This window comes from Streptomyces sp. NPDC088350, from assembly GCF_044753545.1.
GTDB lineage: Bacteria > Actinomycetota > Actinomycetes > Streptomycetales > Streptomycetaceae > Streptomyces.
In genome coordinates this window covers 193,839-219,116 of the sequence record NZ_JBIVNL010000003.1, presented here as the reverse complement: position 1 = coordinate 219,116, position 25,278 = coordinate 193,839, and the positions used below count along the sequence as shown (strand labels likewise).

The 25,278-nt window shown below is 69.6% G+C and carries 20 protein-coding genes and 1 pseudogene; 13 read left to right on the top strand and 8 right to left on the bottom strand.

The window, feature by feature from the left end:
* Positions 1-37 precede the first annotated feature (37 nt).
* Positions 38-607 (top strand): TetR/AcrR family transcriptional regulator, encoded by a 570-nt coding sequence (locus ACIQBL_RS10875; RefSeq protein WP_401939347.1) that lies wholly within the window; start codon positions 38-40, stop codon positions 605-607.
* A 122-nt stretch (positions 608-729) separates the two neighbouring features.
* Here ACIQBL_RS10875 and ACIQBL_RS10870 read toward each other — a convergent pair whose 3' ends face one another.
* Complete coding sequence (locus ACIQBL_RS10870) at positions 730-1,806, bottom strand: FtsX-like permease family protein (RefSeq protein ID WP_401939345.1); 1,077 nt, start codon at positions 1,804-1,806, stop codon at positions 730-732.
* Here ACIQBL_RS10870 and ACIQBL_RS10865 point away from each other — a divergent pair.
* The 3 genes and pseudogenes from ACIQBL_RS10865 to ACIQBL_RS10855 all read left to right on the top strand — a co-directional run.
* Positions 1,790-2,275: pseudogene (locus ACIQBL_RS10865) on the top strand (ABC transporter permease); the annotation flags it as partial. The gene ACIQBL_RS10870 and the pseudogene ACIQBL_RS10865 sit on opposite strands and share 17 nt — an antisense overlap.
* Positions 2,272-3,210, top strand: coding sequence for an ABC transporter substrate-binding protein (locus ACIQBL_RS10860; RefSeq protein WP_401939343.1), 939 nt, complete (start codon positions 2,272-2,274; stop codon positions 3,208-3,210). The pseudogene ACIQBL_RS10865 and the gene ACIQBL_RS10860, both read left to right, overlap by 4 nt.
* Positions 3,211-3,250: 40 nt before the next feature.
* Entirely contained in the window at positions 3,251-3,829 is a 579-nt protein-coding gene (locus ACIQBL_RS10855; protein WP_401939341.1) for a hypothetical protein, read from the top strand.
* 15 nt (positions 3,830-3,844) lie between these two features.
* Here the strand turns inward: ACIQBL_RS10855 and ACIQBL_RS10850 are convergent, their stop codons facing one another.
* On the bottom strand, positions 3,845-4,999 hold the full coding sequence (locus ACIQBL_RS10850) for a betaine/proline/choline family ABC transporter ATP-binding protein (RefSeq protein WP_401939340.1): 1,155 nt from the start codon (positions 4,997-4,999) through the stop codon (positions 3,845-3,847).
* Between the two features lie 130 nt (positions 5,000-5,129).
* On the opposite strand from ACIQBL_RS10850, the gene ACIQBL_RS10845 reads away from it, so the two are divergent.
* Positions 5,130-8,237, top strand: coding sequence for a family 78 glycoside hydrolase catalytic domain (locus tag ACIQBL_RS10845; protein WP_401939338.1), 3,108 nt, complete (start codon positions 5,130-5,132; stop codon positions 8,235-8,237).
* On the opposite strand, the gene ACIQBL_RS10840 is transcribed toward ACIQBL_RS10845, so the two are convergent.
* The 6 genes from ACIQBL_RS10840 to rhaI all read right to left on the bottom strand — a co-directional run bounded on the left by ACIQBL_RS10840 (position 8,210) and on the right by rhaI (position 16,007).
* Positions 8,210-8,878, bottom strand: coding sequence for a lactate utilization protein C (locus ACIQBL_RS10840; protein WP_401939335.1), 669 nt, complete (start codon positions 8,876-8,878; stop codon positions 8,210-8,212). The two genes, ACIQBL_RS10845 and ACIQBL_RS10840, sit on opposite strands and share 28 nt — an antisense overlap.
* The gene (locus tag ACIQBL_RS10835) at positions 8,875-10,362 is read right to left on the bottom strand and encodes a LutB/LldF family L-lactate oxidation iron-sulfur protein (protein WP_401939332.1); all 1,488 of its coding nucleotides are present in this window, start codon (positions 10,360-10,362) and stop codon (positions 8,875-8,877) included. The genes ACIQBL_RS10840 and ACIQBL_RS10835 overlap by 4 nt, the downstream gene beginning before the upstream one ends.
* Positions 10,359-11,150, bottom strand: coding sequence for a (Fe-S)-binding protein (locus ACIQBL_RS10830; protein ID WP_401939331.1), 792 nt, complete (start codon positions 11,148-11,150; stop codon positions 10,359-10,361). The genes ACIQBL_RS10835 and ACIQBL_RS10830 overlap by 4 nt, the downstream gene beginning before the upstream one ends.
* A 74-nt stretch (positions 11,151-11,224) precedes the next feature.
* The gene (locus tag ACIQBL_RS10825) at positions 11,225-12,661 is read right to left on the bottom strand and encodes a rhamnulokinase family protein (RefSeq protein WP_401940683.1); all 1,437 of its coding nucleotides are present in this window, start codon (positions 12,659-12,661) and stop codon (positions 11,225-11,227) included.
* An 8-nt stretch (positions 12,662-12,669) separates the two neighbouring features.
* Positions 12,670-14,709 carry a bifunctional aldolase/short-chain dehydrogenase gene (locus tag ACIQBL_RS10820; RefSeq protein ID WP_401939329.1) on the bottom strand — a complete coding sequence of 680 codons (2,040 nt, stop codon included), beginning with the start codon at positions 14,707-14,709 and terminating at the stop codon, positions 12,670-12,672.
* A 137-nt stretch (positions 14,710-14,846) separates the two neighbouring features.
* Positions 14,847-16,007: an L-rhamnose isomerase gene (gene rhaI / locus ACIQBL_RS10815; RefSeq protein ID WP_401939327.1), complete on the bottom strand. Its 1,161-nt coding sequence runs from the start codon at positions 16,005-16,007 to the stop codon at positions 14,847-14,849.
* 262 nt (positions 16,008-16,269) lie between these two features.
* Here rhaI and ACIQBL_RS10810 point away from each other — a divergent pair, with 262 nt between their 5' ends.
* The 8 genes from ACIQBL_RS10810 (at position 16,270) to ACIQBL_RS10775 (ending at position 25,275) form a co-directional block, all read left to right on the top strand.
* Positions 16,270-17,787 carry a sugar ABC transporter ATP-binding protein gene (locus ACIQBL_RS10810; RefSeq protein ID WP_401939325.1) on the top strand — a complete coding sequence of 506 codons (1,518 nt, stop codon included), beginning with the start codon at positions 16,270-16,272 and terminating at the stop codon, positions 17,785-17,787.
* Complete coding sequence (locus ACIQBL_RS10805; protein ID WP_401939322.1) at positions 17,784-18,824, top strand: ABC transporter permease; 1,041 nt, start codon at positions 17,784-17,786, stop codon at positions 18,822-18,824. Before ACIQBL_RS10810 ends, ACIQBL_RS10805 begins: the two co-directional genes overlap by 4 nt.
* Positions 18,817-19,794, top strand: a complete 978-nt coding sequence (locus ACIQBL_RS10800) for an ABC transporter permease (protein WP_401939320.1) — start codon at positions 18,817-18,819, stop codon at positions 19,792-19,794. Before ACIQBL_RS10805 ends, ACIQBL_RS10800 begins: the two co-directional genes overlap by 8 nt.
* A 98-nt stretch (positions 19,795-19,892) precedes the next feature.
* Positions 19,893-20,975 (top strand): rhamnose ABC transporter substrate-binding protein, encoded by a 1,083-nt coding sequence (gene rhaS / locus ACIQBL_RS10795; protein WP_401939319.1) that lies wholly within the window; start codon positions 19,893-19,895, stop codon positions 20,973-20,975.
* Between the two features lie 17 nt (positions 20,976-20,992).
* On the top strand, positions 20,993-21,313 hold the full coding sequence (locus ACIQBL_RS10790) for an L-rhamnose mutarotase (protein ID WP_401939317.1): 321 nt from the start codon (positions 20,993-20,995) through the stop codon (positions 21,311-21,313).
* Positions 21,314-21,335: 22 nt separating this feature from the next.
* Positions 21,336-22,748 carry a BNR repeat-containing protein gene (locus ACIQBL_RS10785; RefSeq protein ID WP_401939316.1) on the top strand — a complete coding sequence of 471 codons (1,413 nt, stop codon included), beginning with the start codon at positions 21,336-21,338 and terminating at the stop codon, positions 22,746-22,748.
* Positions 22,749-22,836: 88 nt separating this feature from the next.
* Positions 22,837-23,868 carry a LacI family DNA-binding transcriptional regulator gene (locus tag ACIQBL_RS10780; RefSeq protein ID WP_401939314.1) on the top strand — a complete coding sequence of 344 codons (1,032 nt, stop codon included), beginning with the start codon at positions 22,837-22,839 and terminating at the stop codon, positions 23,866-23,868.
* Between the two features lie 102 nt (positions 23,869-23,970).
* Positions 23,971-25,275 carry an alpha/beta fold hydrolase gene (locus tag ACIQBL_RS10775; RefSeq protein ID WP_401939312.1) on the top strand — a complete coding sequence of 435 codons (1,305 nt, stop codon included), beginning with the start codon at positions 23,971-23,973 and terminating at the stop codon, positions 25,273-25,275.
* Positions 25,276-25,278: the final 3 nt, after the last annotated feature.

Here is a 25,278-nt window from a genome sequence, read left to right as displayed (position 1 = left end):
GGTTTCCCGTCGGCTCCCGGCGCGGTAACCTCGCAGTATGGCCACGACAGACAAGGCGTCCCCCCGAGACCGGCTGCTCGACGCGGCGACGGAACTCTTCTACCGCGACGGCGTCTCCATCGGCGTGGAGGCCCTGTGCAAGTCGGCCGGGGTCTCGAAGCGGTCGATGTACCAGCTCTTCGACAGCAAGGACGAGGTCCTGGCCGCGAGCCTGGAGCGGCGCGCCTCCGGTTACGCGGCGCGGATCGCTCCCGGTGCGGAAGACGCCGCTACGCCCCGCGAGCGCATCCTGTACATCTTCGAGCAGGTGGAGAAGGGCTCGATCGAGCCCGGATTCATGGGCTGCCCGTTCCTCGCCGCACTGGTCGAGCTGAAGGACCCCGAGCACCCGGCGAGCGTGGTCGCCCGCGCGGCGAAGGAGCGGATGCAGGACGCGTTCCGGGCCCAGGCCGAGCTGGGGGGCGCGCGTGAACCGGAGCTGCTGGCACGGCAGTTGATGCTGGTCTTTGATGGTGCGAGTGCTCGGTCCGGTGCGAAGTTGGAGACGCTGGAGGGGTTGACCGTCGAGACTGTGCGGACGTTGTTGGATGCGGCGGGGGTTGCCTGAACGTCGGGAAACGTCGTCGATCGTCTGCGGCGCCGTTGTGGCTGGTCGCGCCCACGCGGCGGAGCCGCATATCGATACAGCCCCGCGCCCCTTCAGGGAGCTGCCGGACCGTCCGGCCATACTCACGCAGCCAGTGCCACCGCCTCCACCGCAGGTGTGCGCAGTACCCGTCGTGCCGTCACCACGCTCGTCCCCAGCGTCACTGTCGACGCCACCGCGACGACCGCCAGCCAGATCCCGAGCCCGTGGTGCGGCAGGACCGAGTCGGTGCGGACCATGGTGAACGGGACGATCCCGGCCAGCGCGGTCACCGTGCCGGACCGCACCCCGGTGACCGTCAGGACGGCCGTCTCGGTGCCCACCGTGCGCAGCACCTGCCCCGGAGTCGCGCCCGCCAGGCGCAGCCCGCCGAACTCCCGGGCTCGGTAAGTCGTCGCCGCGTACAGCGAGTTGACCAGCATCACGCACACGAAGACCACGATGATGCCGACGACCGTGAAGTTGAGCGTCTCCAGGTTCTTCGCGTCCACCGACTTCGTCAGGCCCGAAGCCCTCACCGCGTCGCTCTCCACGGCCTGCATGTACAGGGTCGCCGTGGCCACCGCCGTGAACAGGATCAGCGACATCAGGATCCCGGCGAGCCGGTCGGCCCGCTCCCGCAGGTTGCGTACGGCCAACCACCCACTCGCACCCGGCAGTTGGAGCCGGTCGAGCACTCCCTTCAGCAGCCGTGGCGCGAGCAGCGCCAGGCCGACCGACAGCAGGATCGCCCCGTACGCCGGCGCCGCCATCAGCGCCGCGTCCGTCGAGGAGAAGGCGAAGGTCACCGCGACCGACACGACACCCGCGACCAGCGCGCCGTAGGCGAAGAACGTCCGCGCCCGGTCCCGCTGCCGCCGCCCGCGCGTCGCCCGCCGTACGGCCAGGATCGCGGCGCCCGTCGCGGCCAACAGCGTGATGCCCAGGCCCGATTGCAGGGCGAAGGGGCCGAAGGAGTAGTCGACGGTCGGCGCGACCTGACCGCTGTCCTGGAACACCCCGAGCAGTGCCCGCCCGCCGAGCATCGCCGGACCGATGGCGAGGATCGTGCCCGCGAGGGCGACGGCGACCGCCTCGCCCACGACCATCCGCCTGAGCTGCGCCGGGGTCGCTCCCGAGCAGCGCAGCGTCTCCAACTCCCTTGTGCGCATCTCCAACATCGGCCGCGCGGTACCCACCTTCGCCGTGCTCGTCCTGCTGCTCCTGACCCCGATCGGCAAGTGGGGCGAGGGGCCCACGGTCGTCGCCCTCGTCCTGTTCGCCGTACCGCCCCTGCTCACCAACGCCTACGTCGGCATGCGCGAGGTCGACCGCGATGTGGTGCGCGCCGCGCGCGGCATGGGAATGACGGGCCGTCAGATGCTGTTCCGCGTCGAACTGCCCCTCTCCCTCCCCCTGTTGATGAACGGCGTACGGATCGCGGCCGTCCAGCTCGTGGCGACCGCCACGATCGCCGCGCTGGCGGGCGGCGGCGGACTCGGCCGCATCATCACCGCCGGTTTCAACCTCGCCAACACCGCCCAGGTGGTGGCCGGGGCCGTGCTCGTCGCGGTGTTCGCGCTGCTCGTCGAGGGAGTCTTCGAGGTCGTCGAGCGACTGGCGCCCCGCTGGGCGAGGGGCGCGCGATGAAGCGACGCACGGCTACGGCGGCGCTGCTCCTGGCAGCCACCGCCTGCTCGACCGGACCCTCCCTGGAGAACAAGGGCGCCGTCACCGCACCGCCCGGCGACAGCCACCACCTCACCATCGGCTCGGCCGGATTCACCGAGAGCGACCTGCTCGCCCAGATGTACGCGCTCCTGCTGAAGCAGGCCGGACACCAGACGTCCCTGCTCACCGTCGCCAACCGCGAACTCTACGAACCCGCCCTGGAATCAGGGCAGATCGACGTCGTCCCGGAGTACGCGGCCACCTTCGCCGACTGGCTCAACGCCAAGACCAACGGCCCCGACGCACCCGCCGTCGGCTCACCCGACCTCGCCACCACGATGAAGGCACTGCGCCAACTGGCCACGCCACGCGGGCTGACCGTCCTCGACCCGGGGAAGGCCGTCGACCAGAACGCCTTCGCGGTGGCCCGCTCGTACGCCGAGGAGCACCACCTCAAGAGCCTCAGCGACCTCGGCGCGTCCGGACTGAAGGTGCGGCTCGCGGCGGGCGACGAGTGCGTGCAACGGCCGTACTGCGAACCGGGGTTGAAGAAGACCTACGGCATCGACATCACCGCCGTCGACCCGAAGGGCGTCGGCACGACCCAGGCGAAGAGCGCGGTGCGGAGCGGGCAGGACCAGATGGTGCTGACCACGACCACCGACGCCACCCTCGACGAGTTCGGCCTGGTCCTCCTCACCGACGACAAGCACCTCCAGAACGCCGACTACGTCGTCCCGGTCGTCAACCGCTCACGGGCGGGCAGCACGGGCGTGACCAAGGCGCTGGGGAAACTGAACGACGTCCTGACGACGGCCGACCTCGCGTCCATGAACCAACAGGTGGACAGCCGGCGGCGGTTGGCGCAGGACGTGGCGCGCACGTATCTGAGGGACAAGGGCCTGTTGAGGTGAGGTTCGGGGGATTGTCAGTGGCGGCTTGTACCGTTCGGGCATGGGTGTCTATCTGATCGATGTCGGTGCGGGGGAGTGGCTGCGTGAGGACACGGGGGAAGGGGGGATGGGTGCGATCGCCAAGGGGCTCGACGCGGAGTTGGCCCGGCGCGGGCTGCCGTCGTACGTACCCGCGCCGGAGCGGGACGCGGCCCTGGGTTTCGAGGAGAAACTGAGCCCTTCCATGAAGGGTTTCGACACGCTGTGCCGTGCTCGACTGACCTCTGAGGAACGGGAGTTGATCGGCGACTGGTCGGTGCTCGTGCCGGTCTCGCTCGACGCGGAGATACGGTTGCCGATCGGCTCCGCCTACACGGACGAGACCGTGATCGTGGGAGCGCCCCAGGTGCTCGCCCTCGCCGAACGCCTGGCGGCGGCCCTGGAACTGCCCGCCGAGATACCGGAGGCGACCGAGAACCTCGCGCTCACCTTCTGGTTCCTGGAGGGCGAGGCGGAGGAACTGGCCGCCACCCGCCCCGGCCGCTGGAGCGAGGACCGGGACACGGCCTTCTACGTGGCCCTGTACCTGCGTGCGGCACAGCACTCACTGCGACAGGGCTGCCCCATCACCTACTCCTGAGCCGCCGAGTGATCCTCACGCGTCCGCCACCGAGTCGAAGTCCACCTGACCGCGGGGCACGCCGAGCGCGTCCGCGTCCACGGACCGCCGTAGTGCCTCGTGCAGTTTCGCCGGGGTCAGCACGCCGAGGAAGCGCGCCCCGTCCAGTACGGCGACCCATCCGGCGTCGTGCTGGAGCATCACGCCGAACGCCTGCTTCAAGGGGGCGCCGACCGGGACCCACGCGTTCATCCGGTGGGCGAGTTCACCGACCGTGCCGCCGGCCGTGAGTTTGTCGGCCTTGACCCAGCCCTGCAGTTCACCCCGCTCGTCGAGGACCACCGCCCACCGCGCGCCCTCCGTCCGCAGCCGGTCGGCGGCCCGCTGGGCCGGTTCGTCGAGGCGGGCGACCGGTGGCTGTTCCAGGTCGTCGGGTTCGATCGCGGTGACGGACAGCCGCTTCAGCCCCCGGTCCGCGCCCACGAACGACGCGACATACGGCGTCGCCGGGGTGCCGAGCACCGCGCCCGGTGTGTCGTACTGCTCGATCCGCCCCTGCCCGTACACGGCGATACGGTCGCCGAGCCGTACGGCCTCCTCGATGTCGTGCGTGACCAGCAGCACCGTCTTGCGCACGGTGGCCTGCATCCGCAGGAACTCGTCCTGCAACTGTTCGCGCACCACGGGGTCGACCGCGCCGAAGGGTTCGTCCATCAGCAGTACCGGCGGATCGGCGGCGAGCGCCCGCGCGACTCCGACGCGCTGCCGCTGCCCGCCCGACAACTGGTCCGGATAGCGCGGACCGTACGTCTTCGGGTCCAGGCCCACCAGGTCGAGCAACTCGGCGGCCCGCGCCCGCGCCTTCGCCCGCTTCCAGCCGACCAGGGACGGCACGGTCGCGGTGTTGTCGAGGATCGTGCGGTGCGGGAAGAGGCCCACCTGCTGGATGACGTATCCGATACGGCGGCGCAGCCGTACCGGGTCGACGCCGGCGATGTCCTCGCCGTTCACGAGGATCCGCCCGGACGTGGGTTCGATGAGCCGGTTCACCATCATCATGGTCGTCGTCTTGCCGCACCCGGACGGGCCCACGAGCGTGACGAGTTCGCCCTCGGACACCTCGAAGGACAGCCCGTCCACGGCCGTCGTACCGTCCGGATAGCGCTTGCTGACCTGCTCGAACCGGATCATGTCCTCACGCTAACGGCACCGGTCCCGCACCGCCCTTCAACGGCGTCCCACCGGTTTCGTGACGCGCACATGCCGACCCTGAAATGATGCGGGGCACCTCCATCTCCCGGCGGGCCGAAGGGACAGCGGCATGAACGACGGAGTCGACGCGACCGCCCGCACCGGAAGGCTGCGCCGCCGCACGGTGCTCACCACGGCGGCCCTGAGCGTCGTCCCCGCGGCGATGGCAGCAGCGAACGGCTCCGGAGGAACCGGCTCCCGCACCACGGTGTCGGGCCTGACCGCGGAACACCGCACCGACCCGCTCGGCATGGACGCGGCACACCCGCGATTCGGCTGGCGCACGACATCCGCGGCCCGGGGCCGGCACCAGACCGCGTACCGGATCCGGATCGCGTCCTCGCCCGAGCAGCTCGCCGACGGCCGGGCCGACGTCTGGGACAGTGGCCGCGTCGACTCGGCGGACTCGGTCGCCGTGCGCTACTCCGGCCCCGAACTGCGTGCCTCGACCCGCTACCACTGGACGGTGACGGTGTGGGACGAGCAGGGCCGGGCCGTCCACGCCGCCCCGACCGCCTTCTTCGAGACCGGCCTGCTCAGCACCGACGGAGTCACCGGCTGGGACGGCGCCCAGTGGATCGCCATGGCCGGCAAACGGCCGAACACCCCCGGCGCACCCCTCCTGCGTCACCAGACGACACTGACCGGCGGCCGGGTGAGCGAGGCCCGCCTCTACCTGTCCGCACTCGGCGTGTACGACGCCTACGTCAACGGCCAACGCGTCGTTGTGCCTCAAGGCGACGGCACGACCCACGAGTTGCTGACCCCCGGCTGGACCAACTACGACACCACCGTCAACTACTTCACCTACGACGTCACCCACCTGCTGACGGACCCGACACAGGTCACCCTCGCCGCCGTCCTCGGCAACGGCTGGTACAACGGCCGCATCTCCGAGAACAGCGCCTACTGGTCGGCCGACGGCAACTCCCTCGCCCTCAAGGCGAAACTCCTGATCCGGTACGCCGACGGCACCACGCAGACGATCGTCACCGCCCCCGGCGACGACTGGCGAGCCACGGACACCGGCCCCTACCGCGCCGACGACATCTACGACGGCCAGTTCTACGACGCCCGCCAGGAACTCCCCGGCTGGACGGCGAACGGCTACGACACCTCGGCCTGGTCCGCCGTCGAGGCCCAAGACCCCTTCCCCGACGCCCGGTTGGTCGCCTACCCCGGCGAGAGCGCCCGCCTGATGCCCGGCTGGGACCGCAGGCCGCACTCCGTCACCGTCTACACGGGAGTCACGGACCAGGAGAACAGCGCGAACGGCAGGGGCAGTATCGTCGTCGACCCCGTCCGCACGGTCACCGATCCCGAGCGGGCCGCCACCGTCTCCGTCACCCTGCACCCCGGCGACACCGCCGTCATCGACCTCGGCCAGAACCTCGTCGGCGTGCCCCGCTACACCCTGCGCGGCACGGCGGGCGCCCAAGTCGCCTTCAAACCGGGGGAGATGCTCAACGACGACAGCGCGGGCGCCGACGGACCCGCCGGCTCGGTCTACCGCGCGAACCTGCGCACCGCCGAGGCCACCAGCACCTACGTCCTCAAGGGCGACCCCGCCGGCGAGACCCACCAGGACTCGCTGACCTTCTACGGATTCCGGTACGTCTCCGTCACCACGACCGAGACCGTGACCCTCGTCGACCTCGCGGGCCGCGTGGCCACCTCCGCTCTCCGCGACATCGGCACCGTCACCACCGACGACACCGCCGTCAACCAGCTGATCAGCAACGTCCGTTGGGGCCAGCGCGGCAACTACCTGTGGATCCCCACCGACTGCCCCCAGCGCGACGAACGCCTCGGCTGGACCGGCGACACCCAGCTCTTCTCCCACACCGGCCTGTACAACGCCGATGCGGTCACCTTCCTCAGCCACTTCCAGGACACGTTGATCGACTCACAGCACACCTACGGTGCGGGAAAGGCCCAGTTCCCCTGGGTCGCCCCCGGCCACCGCTACGGCGGGCCGCTCCCGGCCAGCGGCTGGGCGGACTGCGGGGTGGTCGTGCCGTGGACGGTGTGGCAGATGTCCGGCGACACCACGATCATCGACCGCAGTTGGGAGGCGATGACCCAGTACCTCGACTGGATCCGGCAGCGCACCGGCGACACCCACTCCGGCCAGGGCGCGGTCTTCGGCGACTGGCTCGCCTTCCAGATCACCAGCACCCAGCTCATCAGCGACGTCTACTACGGCTACAGCGCCCGCCTCATGGCCGACATGGCCCGCGCCACCGGCCGCACCGCCGAAACAGCCGCCTATGAGCGGCTGTTCACCCGCATCAAACGAGCCTTCGTCACCAAGTACCTCGCCACCGACGCCCTCACCGGACAACTGACGGTCCGATCGAGTCTTGGCGACCCACCACCCCACACCCCCGGCAACACCGCCGGCAAGACCGAGGACGACACCCAGACCGCCCTGCTCTGGATCCTCAAACTCGGCTTCTACGACACGGAGTTCCAGCACCGCCAACTGGTCACCCTGCTCGCCGACAACATCGGCAACAGCCCTGCCTACAAGGCGGCCCACCCCGACAGCACCCGCGCGCAGTACGCCGAGAACACCCTCTCCGTGGGCTTCCTCGGCGTGAACGTCATCGCCCCCGTCCTCACCGACGAGGGCCGCGTCGACCTCGCGTACCAGCTCCTCCACCAGAACGCGATGCCGTCCTGGCTGTACTCGGTGGCCAACGGCGCCACCACGGTCTGGGAGCGCTGGAACTCGTACTCGAAGGAGCACGGCTTCGGGCCGGTCGACATGAACTCCTTCAACCACTACTCCTACGGCGCGATCATGGAGTGGATGTACGAGAGCATGGCCGGCATCGCGAAGGACCCCGAACACCCGGGCTTCAAGCACTTCTTCCTCCGCCCGCACGTCGACCCCACCGGACGGATCACACAGGTGAGCGGCTCGCACGTCTCGCCCTACGGCGAGATCGTCAGCGAATGGACCGCGCGGGACGGGAAGTTGACGTACCGGGCGGTCGTCCCCGCCAACAGCACGGCGACCCTGCGCATCCCCGCCACCGACCCGTCGACCGTCCACGAGGACGGAGGGCCACTGGCCGAGGTACCGGGCGTCGCACTCCTGGACTGCGCGAACGGCACCGCGTCCTTCGAACTCCCCTCGGGGCGCTACGAGTTGACCTCCCCGCTCGTGTGACCGCTCACCAGCACCACCTCCAGCGTGCGGGGACCGTGCACCCCCTCGACCCGGTCCAGCTCGATGTCGCTGGTCGCGGAGGGACCTGAGATCCAGGTCAACGGGCGTGCCGGATCGAGGCGTTGGAGAGCCTGAGGGATCGAGGAAACCACCTGCTCCGGCACTCGTACGACGCAGATGTGGTGGTCGGGGACGAGTGTGATCCGGCGGCGGCCCTGGTCCGGGCCGCCGTCGAGGACGAGGGTGCCGGTCTCGGCGGCGGCCACCGCGCAGGCGGTGACCACGCTGTCGATCCGGTCCAGTTCGTGCGGGGTGGTCTCGGCCCGGTCCGCGATCTGCTCGACGTCGGAGGTCGCGAGCCAGGAAGGGTCCAGACCCGGCGGCACGACGACCGTCCTGGAACCCCGCTGGGCGAGCAACCCGGCGATCACGGCGGTGAGTTCGGCCTCCGTGCAGCGGTGTACGAGGGCCCGGTAGTCGGCCAGGTTCTCGGCGAGGAGGTCCACGGTCTCGGCGACGCTCCGGTCCCCGTGCTCGTGCAGATAGCCGCGTTCGACGGCCTGGTCGTAAGGCGTGTCGTCCCGTGCCACGTCCGCGAGCGCGCGCTCCACGCGGCCCAGGATCCGTTCCCTGCTGCTCACTTGGCGCCGTCCTTTCCGCCGTGCGTGCGCTGCCACCAGTCACGGAACGGCTCCGCGGGTACGGCGGGCAGATCCCGGGTGCCGCTCCATGCCCTGCCGGGTCCGGGCAGTGTCCGGGGATGGAAGCGGCGGGTGCGGGAGGCGAGTCGCTGGCCGGTGCGCAGGGCGCCGGGGTGGGTGAACGTCCAGCGTGCCGCGCGCATCGCCGCGCGTTCGGCGGCATGCCCCTTGGCGGGTTGCAGGACGACCTTGTTGCCCTCGCGGGTCACCGGCCCGCCCTCCACCACCCGCTCCCGCAGATGCACCAGCACCTCGGGGATGTCGATGGCGACCGGGCACACCTCGTAGCAGGCACCGCACAGCGACGAGGCGTACGGCAGCGAGGCGTCGATCTCGCTTGCCGTGCCCCGGAGTTGGGGGCTGAGGATGGCGCCGATGGGCCCCGGGTAGACGGAGCCGTAGGCGTGACCGCCGGCCCGCTCGTACACCGGGCAGACGTTGAGGCAGGCGGAGCAGCGGATGCAGCGCAGGGCCTGGCGGCCGACCTCGTCGGCGAGGGTGTCGGTGCGGCCGTTGTCGAGGAGGACCAGGTGGAAGACGCGCGGTCCGTCGCCGTCGGTCGTACCCGTCCACATGCTGGTGTACGGGTTCATGCGCTCGGCCGTGGAGGAGCGGGGGAGGGTCTGCAGGAACACCTCCAGATCCCGCCAGGTGGGCACGATCTTCTCGATGCCGACGACCGAGATCAGCGTCTCGGGGAGGGTGAGGCACATGCGGCCGTTGCCCTCGGACTCGACGACGACGAGGGTGCCGGTGTCGGCGACCATGAAGTTGGCGCCGGAGATGCCGACTTTGGCGCGCAGGAACTTCTCGCGGAGGTGGAGCCGGGCGGCCTCGGCGAGTTCGGCGGGTGTGTCGGTCAGACCTTCCGGTGCCGGGCGGCCCCACTCGCTCATCTCCCGGGCGAAGATCTCGCGGATCTCCCCGCGGTTGCGGTGGATGGCGGGGACGAGGATGTGCGAGGGGCGGTCCTTGCCCAACTGGACGATGAGTTCGGCGAGATCGGTCTCGTAGGCGCGGATGCCTTCCGCCTCCAGGGCCTCGTTGAGCCCGATCTCCTGCGTGGCCATCGACTTGACCTTGACGACCTCCGACTCGCCCGTCTCCTTGACGAGTTGGGTGACGATGAGATTGGCCTCGTCCGCGTCGGCGGCCCAGTGGACGATGCCGCCGGCGGCCGTCACCGATTCCTCCAACTGGACGAGATAGCGGTCGAGATGGCGGAGAGTGTGGTCCTTGATCTGCTTGCCGGCCTCGCGCAGGGCCGCCCAGTCGGGCAGTTCCGCCACGGCCTTGGCCCGTTTGGCGCGGATGGTGTGGGTGGCGTGGCGCAGATTTCCGCGCAGGGTCTGGTTGTTGACGGCCTCGTGCGCGGCCACGGGGAAGGCGGGGAACGCGGGCATACCGACGAACGTGCCGCTCATGCGCGTGACTCCTCTTCCGTGGTGGCTTCCGTTTCCCTGCCGCCTTCTGCTTCGGTGGCGGCCAGGATCTCCGCGATGTGCACCGGCCGCATGTCGGTGTGGAGCCGGGCCATCGTGCCGCCGATGTGCATGAGGCAGGAGTTGTCCGCCGCGCACAGCACCTCGGCGCCCGTCGACTCGGCGTTGCGCACCTTGTCGGCACCCATCGCGGCGGAGACGTCGGCGTTCTTCACGGCGAACGTCCCGCCGAAGCCACAGCACTCGTCGGCGCCGGGCAGTTCGACCAACTCCAGCCCCTTGACGGCCCGGAGGAGCTTCAGTGGCCGCTCGCCGAGCCCCAGGCTGCGCAGCCCGTGACAGGTGGGGTGGTAGGTCACCTTGTGCGGGTAGCAGGCGCCGACGTCCGTCACTCCGAGTACGTCCACGAGGAACTCGGTCAGCTCGTACGTCTTCGGCACCACGGGCGCCAGCGTGGCCGCGAGGGTGTCCCCGCGCCCCTCCGCCCGGGCCCTTTCCCCCATCCGGGGATACAGTTCCCGCACCATCGCCCCGCAGGACCCGGAGGGCGTGACGATCGCCTCGTACTCCCCGAAGACATCGGAGAAATGCCGGGCGAGGGGCTCGGCCTCATGGCGGTAGCCGGTGTTGTAGTGCGCCTGGCCGCAGCAGGTCTGCGCCATCGGGAAGTCGACCTCGACGCCCAGTCTGGTCAGCAGTTTCACCACGGCGCGCCCGGTGTCCGGATAGAGTGTGTCGTTGACGCAAGTCAGGAACAGGGCGACTCGCATCGCGGCTCCTTGGTGGTCGATCATCGGATGAGTGCAGCGTAGTCGGAGGTCACGCTCTGGGGGAGCCCCCCCACTCACCGCGCGGCGAGCCGGGCCTCCGCCGCCCGCCACCGGGCGGTGCCACCCTGAGGCTCGTAACGGGTCGACGGCTGGGTACGGGCGAGGAGCCCCCGCATACCGGCCAGATCACCCACGAGCCCGTGGGCCCGAGCCTGGACGAGCACATTACCGAGGGCGGCGGCTTCGGTGGGCCCGGCCACCACCGGCAACCCGCAGGCGTCGGCGGTGAGTTGGCACAGCAGTGCGTTGCGGGTACCGCCCCCGACGATGTGCACGACGTCGACGGGATGGCCGGCGAGGTCCTGGGCGTCGTTGACCGCCCGCCGATGGGCGAGCGCGAGCGAGTCGAGGATGCAACGGGTGACTTCGGCCGGGGTGTCGGGTACCGGTTGCCCCGAGGCTCGGCACGCGTCGGCGATCCGCTGCGGCATCCGCCCCGGCGCCAGGAACGCCGCGTCACCCGCGTCCACGACCGATCGCAGGGCCGGAACCCTGGCCGCCTGGCGCAGCAGTTCGCCCAACTCCGGCTCGCCCCAGGCCCGTACACACTCCTGGAGCAGCCACAGCCCCATGATGTTGCGCAGATAGCGGACCGTGCCGTCCAGCCCCAGCTCGTTGGTGAAGTTGGCGGCCCGGCTCGCCTCGGTCAGCACCGGCGCGGCCAGCTCCAGCCCCGCCAGGGACCAGGTGCCGGTGCAGATGTAGGCGAACCGCTCCTCCACGGCCGGGACGGCGGCGACAGCGGACGCGGTGTCGTGCGACCCGACCGCCGTCACCGGCACGGGCCCGCGCAGCCCCGTCTCCTCCAGCACCTCGGCCCGCAGCACCCCCGCCGGATCACCCGGCTGTCGCAGAGGCGCGAACAGGGCGAGGTCGATGCCGAGGCGGGAGGCGATGTCGTAGGACCAGTCGCGCGTCCGGGGATCGATGAGCTGGGTGGTGGAGGCGTTGGTCAGCTCGGTGCCCTGCTCCCCGGTGAGCCAGTACGAGAGCAGATCGGGGATGAGCAACAGGCGCTCGGCACAGGCGAGTTGAGCCGAATCGCGGGCCGCTGTCAGCTGGTACAACGTGTTGAACGGCGCGTACTGCAACCCGGTCGACGCGTACAGCTCACCCGCCGGCACAGTCGCCCACACCTTCTCGGCGACCCCCTCCGTGCGGGCGTCCCGGTAGTGCACGGGATTGCCCAGCAGCGCCCCGTCCGCGTCCAACAGGCCATAGTCCACGGCCCAACTGTCGATGCCGACGGAATCCACGTGACCACTCACCCGCAGCCCGTCGAGGACTCCGGCGTAGAGGGCGAGGATGTCCCAGCGCAGTCCCTCGGGAGTGCGGACGGGCCGGTTGGGGAAGCGGTGAGCCTCCGTCAACTCCAGGGTGTCGGGCCCGACATGGCCGACCATGACGCGCCCGCTGGACGCGCCGAGGTCGACCGCGGCGTACGCCTTCATACCGGTGCTCACCGAAGGAAGGCGGCTGCAACGCCGGCGTCGACCGGGACGTGCAGCCCGGTGGTGTGCGTCAAGTCCCCACCGGTGAGGGCGAAGACGGCGTTGGCGACATGCTCCGGCAGCACTTCCCGCTTGAGGATGGTGCGTTGGGCGTAGAACTCGCCGAGCTTCTCCTCCTCGATCCCGTAGGTGGCCGCCCGCTGAGCGCCCCAGCCGCCGGCGAAGATGCCCGAGCCGCGTACGACACCGTCCGGGTTGATCCCGTTGACCCGGATGCCGTGCTCGCCCAACTCGGCGGCGAGCAGGCGTACTTGGTGGGCCTGGTCGGCCTTGGTCGCCGAGTAGGCGATGTTGTTGGGGCCGGCGAACACGGCGTTCTTGGAGGCGATGTAGAGGATGTCGCCGCCGAGTCCCTGAGCGATCATCGCCCGGGCGGCCTCACGCGAGACGAGGAACGATCCGCGGGCCATGATGTCGTGCTGAAGATCCCAGTCCCGTGCCGAAGTCTCCAGCAGGGGCTTGGAGATGGAGATCCCGGCGTTGTTGACGACGAGATCGACCCCGCCGAAGGCGAGCAGGGCGGCCTTGAAGGCGTCGGCGATCTGCTCTTCGGAGGTCACGTCGACGGTGACGGCGACGGCCTTGTCGGGCCCGCCCAACTCCTCCGAAACGGCCTGCGCGCTCTCGGAGTTGAGATCGGCGACGACGACACACGCCCCCTCGTCGACGAGCCGCCGCGCGATCGCCTTCCCGATCCCACTCCCCGCACCCGTGACGAGCGCGACCCGGGTGGCGAGCGGCTTGGGCTTCGGCATCCGCTGCAACTTGGCCTCTTCCAGGGCCCAGTACTCGATGCGGAACTTCTCCGACTCCTCGATCGGCGCATACGCCGACACGGCCTCGGCGCCGCGCATCACGTTGATGGCGTTGACGTAGAACTCGCCGGCCACGCGCGCGGTCTGCTTGTCCTTGCCGAAGGAGAACATGCCCACGCCCGGGATCAGCACGATCGCCGGGTCGGCGCCGCGCATCGCGGGGGAGTCGGGCAGGGCGTGCCGCTGGTAGTAGGCGGCGTACTCCTCGCGGTAGGCGGCGTGCAGCTCCTTCAGCCGCGCGATCACCTCGTCCAGCGGAGCGGTCGGCGGCAGATCGAGAACCAGCGGCCTGACCTTGGTCCGCAGGAAGTGGTCGGGGCAGGAGGTACCCAGCGCGGCGAGCCGGGGGTGCTCGGCCCGTGCGAGGAAGTCGAGCACGACCTCGGAATCGGTGAAGTGCCCGACCTGCGGCCGGTCTTGAGAGGCGACGGCACGGACGTACGGCGCGAGAGCGGCGGCCCGCTCCCGCCGCACACCGTCGGCCGGCGCACCGTAGCCCTCGACGACGGGCCCGAAGGGTTCCGCCTTCCCGCGCTCGACGAGAAAGGCCTCGGCGGTGCGGATGATGTGCAGCGAATTATGCGCGCACTCCTCGGAACTCGCACCCCACGCCGTGATTCCATGCCCCCCGAGCACACACCCGATGGCCTGCGGATTGGCCTCCTTCACGGCTGCGATGTCCAGCCCCAGCTGAAACCCGGGCCGCCGCCACGGCACCCACACCACCGTGTCACCGAAACACTCGGCGGTCAGCTTCTCCCCGTCGGCGGCGCACGCGAGCGCGATCCCCGAGTCGGGGTGCAGATGATCGACATGAGCCGCGTCCACAAGCCCATGCATGGCGGTGTCGATGGAGGGCGCCGCACCCCCCTTCCCATGCAGGCAGTAGTCGAACGCGGCCACCATCTCGTCCTCGCGCTCAACCCCCGGATACACATCGACGAGCGCCCGCATCCGGTCGAGCCGCAGCACGGCGAGTCCGGATTCGGTGAGCGTCCCAAGGTCACCACCGGACCCCTTGACCCACATCAACTCGACGTCGCCGCCGGTGACGGGATCGGTGCCGGTGCCCTTGGCGGACGCGTTCCCGCCGGCGTAGTTGGTGTTGCGGGGATCACCGCCGAGTCGATGTGAGCGAGCGAGGAGAGAGGCGGCTTCGGGGTGCGGTGCCATGACTTTCGGTTCCTTACGAGAGAGGTGAATGCATTTCCCTAGGGGCGCGGGGCTGCATCGATGTGCGGCTCCGCCGCGTGGGCGCGGCCAGCCACAACCGGCCCGCACCCCGCATGGCAACAGATCCAGGCAGACGCTTAGGCGCCCCACCCCGCCTGCCGCCCCCCAACCCGCTCAGCAACAATCCGCTCCTGCCACCCGCTGGAGCGATACGCGGCAATCGGGTCAGGGGCGAGCCCCTGCTCCTCGCGCAGCTCCCGCAGCAACGGCCGCACATCCGTGTTGTACGCGTCCATCAACACGGCGTTGGCTTCCAGCACATCCCCGGCCCGCTGCGCCGCCCCCAACGCACCCCGGTCCACGAGCAACGCCTTGGCCGTCGCTTCCTGCACGTTCATCACCGACCGGATGATCGCCGGAATCTTCGCCTCGATGTTGTGACACTGGTCCAGCATGAACGCGACATCCGCCGTGAACCCCCCACCCCGGATCACCTCGTACATGATCCGGAACAACTGGAAGGGATCAGCCGCCCCCACCATCAGATCGTCGTCCGCGTAGAACCGGGAGTTGAAGTCGAACGCTCCGAGCTTCCCCTCCCGCAGCAGCGTCGCGACGATGAACTCGATATTGGTGCCGGGAGCGTGATGCCCGGTGTCGACCACGACCTGCGCCTTCGGTCCGAGCTTCAGGCAGTGCGCGTACGCCGTCCCCCAGTCGGGCACGTCCGTCGCGTAGAACGCCGGCTCGAAGAACTTGTACTCCAGCAGCATCCGCTGCCCGTCCCCGAGCCGCTCGTACACCGCCGCGAGCGCCTCCGCCAGCCGATCCTGCCGGGCGCTCAGATCGTCCTGCCCCGGGTAGTTCGTCCCGTCGGCGAACCAGAGCTTCAGATCGGCGGAGCCCGTCGCGTCCATGATGTCGACGCACTCCAGCAGATGATCCAGCGCCTTGCGCCGCACCGCCGCCTCGGGATGGCAGACGCTGCCGAGCCGGTAGTCGTCGTCCTGGAAGGTGTTGGAGTTGATCGCGCCGAGCTTCAGCCCGTGGTCGTCCGCGAACTTGGCCAGCGCCCCGAAGTCGTCGACCCGGTCCCAGGGAATGTGCAGGGCCACCGTCGGCGCCACGCCGGTGAACTCGTGGACCTTGGCGGCGTCCTCCAGCTTCTCCTGCGGAGTACGCGGCACGCCCTCCTGGGCGAACACCTTGAACCGGGTCCCCGAGTTCCCGTACGCCCACGACGGCGTCTCGACTGCCTGGGTCCTGAGAGCGGCCTTCACCGCGGCGAGATCGGTCACTTGAGGGCTCCTGTGACGTGCGACGGAACGACGTGTGTATGAAACGATTCAGAGAGGGAAGCTATGAGCCTCCCGAAGGGGTGTCAAGCCCTACGGCGAAGCCTGTGCTCCGTGACTCCAACGTGACCTTTGGCTATCGAAAGTTTTTCGACGCGGACCCATTGACGTGACAAGGCTGGCGCGCCTAACGTCCCGGCAACCAAGTTGAAACCTTTCACGACGCTGTGAGGGCCCGCCCGCCGGCGTCGTCGAGGAGCCCCTCATGACCCACCCGTCAGACGCGGGTCCGGCCCCGGTGCTCGCGCTCAAGGGCATCTCCAAGTCCTTCGGCGCGGTGCGCGCCCTGCGGGACGTGTCCCTCGAACTCTTCCCCGGTGAGGTGCACGCACTCGCCGGTGAGAACGGCGCGGGCAAGTCCACGCTCATCAAGACCCTCGCCGGTGTGCACCGGCCCGACGCCGGCCAGGTGCTGCTCGACGGCGCGCCCGTCCTCTTCCACGGCCCCGGCGACGCCCGCGACGCGGGAATCGCCGTGATCTACCAGGAACCGACCCTCTTCCCCGACCTTTCGATCGCCGAGAACATCTTCATGGGCCGCCAGCCCCGCCGCGCGCTGGGCCGTATCGACCACAAGGCCACGCACGCGGCGACCGCCGACCTCATGAAGCGGCTCGGTGTCGAGCTGGACCCGGACCGCCCGGCGCGCGGTCTGTCCATCGCGGACCAGCAGATCGTGGAGATCGCCAAGGCGCTCTCCTTCGACGCCCGTGTCCTGATCATGGACGAGCCGACGGCCGCCCTCACCGGCAGTGAGGTGGCCCGCCTCTTCGGGGTGGTCCGCACCCTGCGCGAACAGGGCGCCGCCGTCCTGTTCATCTCGCACCGCCTGGAGGAGATCTTCCAGATCTGCCGGCGCGTCACCACCCTGCGCGACGGCGCCCTGATCTCCAGCGAGCCGATCGAGGGAATGACCGAGGACGATCTCGTACGCCGCATGGTCGGCCGCGATCTGGACGAGCTGTACCCCAAGCAGGACGTCGAACCCGGCGAAGTCGCCCTGAGCGTCAAGCGGTTGACCCGCGAAGGTGTCTTCACCGACGTGTCCTTCGACGTACGGCGCGGCGAGATCGTCGGTCTCGCCGGGCTCGTCGGCGCCGGCCGTACCGAGGTGGCGCGAGCGGTCTTCGGCATCGACCGGTGGGACGCCGGCGGGGTCGAGGTCGACGGCAGGTCGCTGACGAACGGCGCCCCCTCGACCGCGATGGCCGCGGGCCTCGCCCTCGTCCCCGAGGACCGCCGGGCCCAGGGCCTCGTGATGAACATGTCGATCGAGCGCAACATCGGCCTGACCGGGTTGCGTACGACCGTCAAGGCGGGCCTGGTCGATCGCGGCGCCGAGCGCAGCCGCTCCCTCGACTGGGCGGTGAAGCTGCACGTCAAGTACGCGCGGATCGCCGACACCGTCAACACTCTCTCCGGCGGCAACCAGCAGAAGGTCGTGCTCGCCAAGTGGCTTGCCACCGGCCCCAAGGTGCTGATCGTCGACGAGCCGACCCGTGGCATCGATGTCGGGACGAAGGCCGAAGTGCACCGGCTGCTCAGCCAGTTGGCCGCCGACGGGGTCGCCGTCCTGATGATCTCCTCCGATCTGCCCGAGATCCTCGGCATGGCCGACCGCGTGCTGGTGATGCACGAGGGCCGCCTCACCGCCGAGATCCCCCGTTCCGAAGCCACCGAGGAAACCGTGATGGCCGCAGCCACCGGGAGGGCCGCCGCATGACGGTTACGGCTCCCAATCCCGCGCCCGCCGCCGAAGTTCCCGAGTCGAGCGGCACCCGCCTCGTCGACCGTGTCTTCAAGATGCGCGAACTCGCCATCCTGGTCGTCTTCCTGGTGATGATCGGCATCACCCAGGCGGGCAACAGCCAGTTCCTGTCCGAGCAGGGCATCAAGGACCTGCTCCTCAACGCGACCATCCTGGTGCTGGTCGCCACCGGCCAGTCGCTGGTCGTCATCACCCGCAACGTCGACCTGTCGGTCGGCTCCACGCTCGGCATCACCGCCTTCGCCACCGGCACCTACCTCCAGGGCGGCGGCAACGCTGTCATCGCGATCCTGCTGGCGGTACTGCTCGGCATCGGACTCGGCCTGGTCAACGGGCTGTTGGTCAGTCTGGGGCAGGTGCCCGCGCTGGTCGTCACGCTCGGCACGCTCTACATCATCCGGGGCGTCGACTCCATCTGGGTCGGCTCACGGCAGATCACGGCCGCCGATCTCCCGGGCGGATTCGTGGACTTCGGCTCCGGCGGGCTCTCGGCGGTGCCCTGGCTGGCGCTGATCGCGCTCGCCGTACTGATCGTCACCGCCTACTACCTCAAACACTTCGGCAGCGGGCGGGAGTTGTACGCGCTCGGCTCCAACCCCGAGGCCGCCCGGCTCGCCGGCATCCCCGTCCGCAGGCGGATCCTCGCCGCGTACACCTTCTGCGGCGGACTCGCCGGACTCGCCGGCGCGATGTACCTGGCCCGCTTCGGCAACGTCGACTCCGGCACCGGCACCGGCTACGAACTCACCGTCGTCAGCGCGGTGGTCGTCGGTGGCGTGGTCTTCACCGGCGGCTCCGGCAGCGTCTACGGCGCGGCCCTCGGCGCACTCCTGCTGACCTCCATCAACAGCGTGCTGCCCGCCCTCGGCGTCAGTTCCGTCTGGGTGCTCGCCATCAACGGCATCCTGCTCATCCTCGCCATCGCCGTCGACCGGATCGTCGCCCTGCGCGTGGCCACCGCACTGAAGAAGAGGAACGCCCGCCATGCCTGAGTCGTTGACGCGCGCGATCCGCTGGGACACGGTGGTCGGCGCCCTTCTGATCGTCCTGCTGCTGTTCTCCTTCTCCTTCGTGGACGGCTTCGGCAACGCGCTGAACCTGTCGTTCCTGATCGGCAACACCCTTCCCATCGCACTGATCGCGCTCCCGATGACCCTGCTGGTCGTCGCCGGCGAGATCGACCTGTCGGTCGCCTCCACGGCCGGCCTGTCGGGCGCGGTGATGGGCAAACTGTGGAACGACGGCATGGCGATCGAGACGATCATCCCGATCTGCCTGCTGCTGGGTGTGGCCTGCGGACTGGTCAACGGGCTGTTGGTGACCCGCCTTGGGCTGCCGTCCCTCGCTGTCACCATCGGCACGCTCGCCGCGTACCGGGGTATCGCGCAGATCGTGCTCGGTTCGGACGCGGTGACCGACTTTCCCACGCAGTACCTGGACTTCGCGGCGGGGCGGCTTGGGGGCACGTTCTTGCCGCAGGCGTTTCTGCCCTTCCTCGTGCTGCTCGCGATTGCCGTGGTCGTGCTGCATGCGACGCCGTTCGGGCGGTCGTTGTTCGCGATCGGGGCGAATGTGGAAGCGGCGCGGTTTGCCGGTATCCGGGTTCGGCGGCAGAAGTTGATCCTGTTCACGGTGACGGGGTTGATGGCCTCCCTGACCGGGATCTTCTGGGCGCTGCACTACGCCAGTGCTCGGTATGACAACGCGACCGGGCTCGAACTGTCCGTCGTGGCAGCGGTGTTGCTCGGCGGTATCGATTTCGACGGTGGAAAGGGGACGTTGGGAGGTGCGGTCGCCGGGGTGTTTCTTCTCGGTGCCCTGCAGAACGTGATGAGTCTGCTGAATGTTTCGGCGCAGTCGCAGATTGTCGTCACCGGTGTGCTGCTTGTTGTTTCGGTGCTTGGCCCTCGGGTTGCTCAGCAGATCTCTGTGGCCAGGGCCGCGGCTCGTTCCACTGGATAGGTCGTATTGCGTCTGCGGGCCCGTTGTGGCTGGTCGCGCAGTTCTCCGCGCCCCTTTAGGGCGCTTCCGCTCACCCTCGTATCAAAGGACCCCGTGCCATGCGCAAAACATCCCTTCGTCGTGCCCTTGCGGCCGTCGTCGCCGTCACTTCGCTCACCCTCGTCGCCACCGCCTGCGGTGGTACCACCAAGAAGGATGTGAAGGCCGAGAGCACCGGGTCGGCCGTCACCGGGGGCAAGGCGGACCCGAATGCCGCACTCAAGAAGGGGCTCACCGTCGGCTTCCTGCCCAAGGCGGTCAACAACCCGTACTTCACCACGTCCGACAAGGGCGGCGAGAAGGCGCTCACCGAACTGGGCGAGAAGTACAAGGAGGTGGGCACGACGAGCGCCACCGACACCGCGGGACAGGTGAGTTACGTCAACACGCTCACCCAGCAGCAGGTGAACGCGATCGCCGTGTCCGCGCAGGACCCGGGCGCCCTGTGCACCGCGCTCAAGCAGGCGATGAGCAACAAGATCAAGGTCGTCACCTACGACTCCGACACCAACCCCGACTGCCGCAACGCCTTCGTCTCGCAGGCCAGCGCCGAGGACCTCGGCCGTACCGAGGTGCAGCTGCTCGCCCAGCAGATCGGCTACAAGGGCGAGATCGCGATCCTGTCGGCCGCGCAGACCGCGACGAACCAGAACACCTGGATCGGCTTCATGAAGGAGGAGCTGAAGGACCCGAAGTACAAGAACATCAAGCTGGTCAAGGTCGCCTACGGCAACGACGACGCCCAGCAGTCCTTCCAGCAGACCCAGGGCCTCCTCCAGGAGCACCCGAACCTGAAGGGGATCATCTCCCCGACCACCGTCGGCATCAAGGCCGCCGCCCAGTACCTGTCCGGTTCCAAGTACAAGGGCAAGGTCAAGCTGACCGGCCTCGGCACCCCCAACGACATGCGCAAGTACGTCAAGAACGGCACCGTCGACGGCTTCGAGCTGTGGGACCCGGCGAAGCTCGGCGCCCTCGCCGCGCAGACGGCGGTGGCGCTGGCGTCGGGGCAGATCACCGGCAAGGAGGGCGAGACCTTCACGGCCGGCGGGACGTCGTACACCATCGGCAAGGACGGCGTGATCAGCCTCGGCAAGCCGACCGTGTTCGACGCGAAGAACATCGACCAGTTCAACTTCTAGTAGATACAGGGGTGTTGATGCAACGCGTGTGCTTCCTGCTGAAGGTCCGGGCGGACCGCCTCGACGAGTACCGTGAGCGGCACGCCGCCGTGTGGCCCGAGATGCTCGACGCGCTCTCGGCCACCGGCTGGCACAACTACTCGCTCTTCCTGCGTGAAGACGGCCTGCTGGTCGGCTACTTGGAGACCGAGGACTTCGCCGCCGCCCAGGCCGGCATGGAAGCCACCGACATCAACTCCCGCTGGCAGGCGGACATGGCGCCGTTCTTCGAGTCCCTGGACGGCGCCCGTCCCGACGAAGCGATGAAGCCCCTCACCGAGGTCTTCCACCTCGCGTGATCCCCCCACAGGAGCTGCTCACATGAGAAGACGCGCCGTGCTCACGACCGCCGTACTGGCGGCCGTGGCAACGCCGGGCATCGCACGGGCGGCCGACCCCGGCCCGTCCGTCACCAAGAAGAACACCACCCAACTCGACGCCCAGGCCGTCTACTTCGTCTCCTACGACGGCCTCGTCAACAACAACTCGTTCCAGAAGAACGGCCTGTTGACCTACAAGGGCTACCAGTACGCGGCCTGGTACACGTCCACCAAGAACGCCGTCGTCGCCCGCCGGCTCCTCGGCGCCACCACCTGGTCGCAGATCACCCTCTCCCACACCCTCAAGAGCGACGACTCCCACAACGTCATCTCGATGGGAGTCTCCAAGGTCGACGGCCGCCTGCACCTCAACATGGACTCCCACAGCGACGGCTTCTTCTACGTCAGGTCGGTCGCCGGCCTCCTCGACAACCCGGCGTCCACCGCCTGGACTTCGGCCGTCCTCGGCGCCGTACAGACCTCGCTGGACGGTGTGGCGCTCACCTCGCAGTTCACCTACCCCCAGTTCATCGCCACCCCCGAAGGCAAGCTGCAGCTCAGCTACCGCGTCGGGATCTCCGGCAACGGCCGCAACGCCCTTGCCGAGTACGACGGTTCGACCTGGACCGCGCTGGGGGAGTGGACCAGCTCGACCGGCACCTACACCAGCACCCACGGCTCCAGCACCGCCCGCAACATGTACCTCCACGGCATCGACTACGACGTCAACGGCCGTCTGCACTCCTTCTTCACCTGGCGCGAGCAGTCCGCCGCCGTGATGTGCAGCAGCGGGGGCATCACCAACCACGACACCGGCTACGTCTACTCGACCGACCGGGGCCGCAGTTGGCGCAACGACGCCGGAACCGCCGTAGGGACGACAGGCAGTTCGGACACGGTGGCCGTCACGGACGCCGGACTCGTCGTCGACTCGCTCAACCCCGACCACTCCCTGATGAACCAGGAGAGCCAGTCCACCGACTCCACCGGCCTCCCGCACGCGATCATCAGCTATGTCCCCGGCCGCTTCGGCCAGTGCACCACCGACTACGTCACCGACCGCACCGCGAACGGCCGGGCCTTCCACGTCCGCAAGAACGCGTCGGGCACCTGGCAGAAGACCGAGATCCCGATCGCCCTCGACTCCAGCCAGCGCACCAAGCTGGTCCTGGACAAGTACGACAACGCCTACGCGGTCCTGCCCTACGGCCGTGTCGCCGCCGCCTCGAAGTCCTCCGGGTACTCCGACTGGGCGCTGCTGTACGACGGGAGCGACCTGAACGCGTTCGGTGAGGTCGTCATCGACGAGCCGCGGGTGAAGGCGGACAACGTGCTGTCGTTCATGTACCAGGAGAAGTCGAGCGGTACGACCCCCTCGGCACTCCACGTCGTCGACTTCGCCCTGCCCGCGTGACCGGGACGGTGGCCGGAGTCGGCAAAGGTCATGACGGTAATGTGAAGGTCTTCCCGCCGCCCCACGTCACCCTGGAGGTCTCCGCCTGATGGCCCAGCCGGTGGGTATCAAGGACGTCGCCCGCGCCGCCGGAGTCTCCGTCGGCACGGTCTCGAACGTCATCAACCGCCCGGACACCGTCGCCACGGAGACCCGGGCCCGGGTGCTGTCCGCGATCGACCGCCTCGGCTACGTCCGCAGCGAGTCCGCGCGCCAGCTGCGCGCGGGCCGCAGCCGCATCATGGGGCTGCTCGTCCTGGACATGGGCAACCCGTTCTTCGTGGACGTGGCCCGCGGCGCCGAGCGGGCCGCGCGCGAGTCCGGGCTCGGCGTGATGGTCTGCAACAGCGCGCAGAGCCCCGGCGAGGAGGCCGAGTACCTGTCGCTCTTCGCCGAACAGCGGGTGCGGGGCGTGCTGTTGACCCCGGCCGACGCGACCGGACGGAACATAGAGTCGTTCCGCCGGCACGGCATCCCCTTCGTGCTCGTCGACCGCGTCGCCGAGGGCACCACCGAGTGCTCGGTCTCCGTCGACGACGTCGCGGGCGGCGCGCTCGCCGTGCGGCACCTGGTCGACGCCGGTCACCGCTCGATCGCGTACGTCAGCGGGCCGCCCGGTTTCAACCAGGTGCGGGACCGCCGTACCGGCGCCAAGAACGCGCTCGCCGAGGCCGGTCTCGACCCCGACGCGCTGCGCGAGCTGCCCACCGACCGGCTCGACGTGGCCGCCGGGCGGGACGCCGGCGCCCGTCTGCTGGGCCTCGCCGACCGCCCCACGGCCGTCTTCTGCGCCAACGACCTCCTCGCCCTCGGCGTGCTCCAGGCCATGTACGCGGCCGGGGTCGGCGTCCCCGACGACCTCGCGATCGTCGGTTACGACGACATCGAGTTCGCCGCTGCCGCCGCCGTACCGCTCACCTCGGTCCGCCAGCCCGCCGTCACCATGGGTGCCCTGGCCGCCGAACTGCTCCTGGAGGAGACCGAGGCGGAGGCGGACACGACGGCCCGGCCGCACGAACACCGGCGGGTCGTGCTCCAGCCGGAACTGGTGGTGCGCCGCTCCAGCCTCGCCGCCCGCTGACCCACCGGTCAGTAGGATTTCATGATCCAGGGGGTCGGATATCGGACGCACATGTGCTGAACTGTGACGCGGCCCGTCTTCCCGTCCGTCCCAGGAGCACCGTTGTCCGTCAGCTACCGCCAGCCCGGCGTCGTCCTCACCGACCGCCACTTCACCGTGCCCCTCGACCACGAGGACCCCACGGGCGAGACCATCGAGCTCTACGCCCGTGAGGCCGTCGCGAGCGACAAGGCGGACCGGGAGGACCTCCCGTGGCTGGTCTACCTCCAGGGCGGACCAGGATTCGGGGCGAATCGTTTCGTCGGCAGGCAGGCCTGGCTCGGCCGGGCTCTGGACGAATTCCGGGTGCTCCTCCTCGACCAGCGCGGCACCGGCCACTCCACCCCGCTCACCCGGCAGACGCTTCCGCTGCGCGGCGGTCCCGCCGAACAGGCCGACCACCTCACGCACTTCCGCGCCGACTCGATCGTCCGGGACTGCGAGACGATCCGCCCGGCCCTCACCGGCGGCGCCCCCTGGACCGTCCTCGGCCAGAGCTTCGGCGGCTTCTGCGCGGTGAACTACCTCTCCACCGCCCCCGAAGGCCTGCGTGCCGCCGTCCTCACCGGCGGCCTGCCGTCCCTCGACGCCCACGCCGACGACGTCTACCGGGCCGCCTACCCGCGCATCGAGCGCAAGGTCACCGCCCACTACGACCGCTACCCGCAGGACGTGGACCGGGCCCGCCGCATCGCCGAGTACGTGACGCAGCACGAGCCGGTCCTCCCCAACGGCTACCGGCTCACCGCCGAAGCCTTCCAGTCCCTCGGCATCGTGCTCGGCGGCAGCGAGGGCAGCCACCGCCTCCACTTCCTCCTTGAGAACGCCTTCGTGCGCACCCCGCGGGGCTTCGAACTCTCCGACGCGTTCCAGGAAGAGGTCCAGAACTCCCTCTCCTACGCCGGGCACCCCCTCTACGCCCTCGTCCACGAGGCGGTCTACGGCCAGGACAGCCGCCCCACCGCCTGGTCGGCGGAGCGCGTCCGCGCCGAGTTCCCGCAGTTCGACGCGGCCAAGACGCTCGCGGGCGACAGCCCCCTCCTCTTCACCGGCGAGTCCATCCACCCCTGGATGTTCGACTGCGACCCCGCGCTGCGCCCGCTCCGCGACACCGCCGAACTCCTCGCCGCCCGCACCGACTGGCAGCCCCTCTACGACCCGGCGCGCCTCGCCGCCAACGAGGTCCCGGTCGCGGCGGCCGTCTACCACGACGACATGTACGTCGACGCGACCCACTCGCTGCGGACCGCCCGCTCGATCCGCGGCCTGCGCACCTGGGTCACCGACGAGTTCGAGCACGACGGCGTACGGGCCGGCGGCCCGCGCGTCCTGGACCGGTTGCTCGCTCTCACGCGCGACGAGGCGTGAGAG

What these genes read in the sequence shown, in the direction of transcription:
- ACIQBL_RS10875 (WP_401939347.1), top strand. Translation starts at nt 38, where the DNA reads ATGGCCACGACAGACAAGGCGTCCCCCCGAGACCGGCTGCTCGACGCG.
- ACIQBL_RS10870 (WP_401939345.1), bottom strand. Translation starts at nt 1,806, where the DNA reads ATGTTGGAGATGCGCACAAGGGAGTTGGAGACGCTGCGCTGCTCGGGA.
- ACIQBL_RS10860 (WP_401939343.1), top strand. Translation starts at nt 2,272, where the DNA reads ATGAAGCGACGCACGGCTACGGCGGCGCTGCTCCTGGCAGCCACCGCC.
- ACIQBL_RS10855 (WP_401939341.1), top strand. Translation starts at nt 3,251, where the DNA reads ATGGGTGTCTATCTGATCGATGTCGGTGCGGGGGAGTGGCTGCGTGAG.
- ACIQBL_RS10850 (WP_401939340.1), bottom strand. Translation starts at nt 4,999, where the DNA reads ATGATCCGGTTCGAGCAGGTCAGCAAGCGCTATCCGGACGGTACGACG.
- ACIQBL_RS10845 (WP_401939338.1), top strand. Translation starts at nt 5,130, where the DNA reads ATGAACGACGGAGTCGACGCGACCGCCCGCACCGGAAGGCTGCGCCGC.
- ACIQBL_RS10835 (WP_401939332.1), bottom strand. Translation starts at nt 10,362, where the DNA reads ATGAGCGGCACGTTCGTCGGTATGCCCGCGTTCCCCGCCTTCCCCGTG.
- ACIQBL_RS10830 (WP_401939331.1), bottom strand. Translation starts at nt 11,150, where the DNA reads ATGCGAGTCGCCCTGTTCCTGACTTGCGTCAACGACACACTCTATCCG.
- ACIQBL_RS10825 (WP_401940683.1), bottom strand. Translation starts at nt 12,661, where the DNA reads ATGAAGGCGTACGCCGCGGTCGACCTCGGCGCGTCCAGCGGGCGCGTC.
- ACIQBL_RS10820 (WP_401939329.1), bottom strand. Translation starts at nt 14,709, where the DNA reads ATGGCACCGCACCCCGAAGCCGCCTCTCTCCTCGCTCGCTCACATCGA.
- ACIQBL_RS10810 (WP_401939325.1), top strand. Translation starts at nt 16,270, where the DNA reads ATGACCCACCCGTCAGACGCGGGTCCGGCCCCGGTGCTCGCGCTCAAG.
- ACIQBL_RS10805 (WP_401939322.1), top strand. Translation starts at nt 17,784, where the DNA reads ATGACGGTTACGGCTCCCAATCCCGCGCCCGCCGCCGAAGTTCCCGAG.
- ACIQBL_RS10800 (WP_401939320.1), top strand. Translation starts at nt 18,817, where the DNA reads ATGCCTGAGTCGTTGACGCGCGCGATCCGCTGGGACACGGTGGTCGGC.
- rhaS (WP_401939319.1), top strand. Translation starts at nt 19,893, where the DNA reads ATGCGCAAAACATCCCTTCGTCGTGCCCTTGCGGCCGTCGTCGCCGTC.
- ACIQBL_RS10790 (WP_401939317.1), top strand. Translation starts at nt 20,993, where the DNA reads ATGCAACGCGTGTGCTTCCTGCTGAAGGTCCGGGCGGACCGCCTCGAC.
- ACIQBL_RS10785 (WP_401939316.1), top strand. Translation starts at nt 21,336, where the DNA reads ATGAGAAGACGCGCCGTGCTCACGACCGCCGTACTGGCGGCCGTGGCA.
- ACIQBL_RS10780 (WP_401939314.1), top strand. Translation starts at nt 22,837, where the DNA reads ATGGCCCAGCCGGTGGGTATCAAGGACGTCGCCCGCGCCGCCGGAGTC.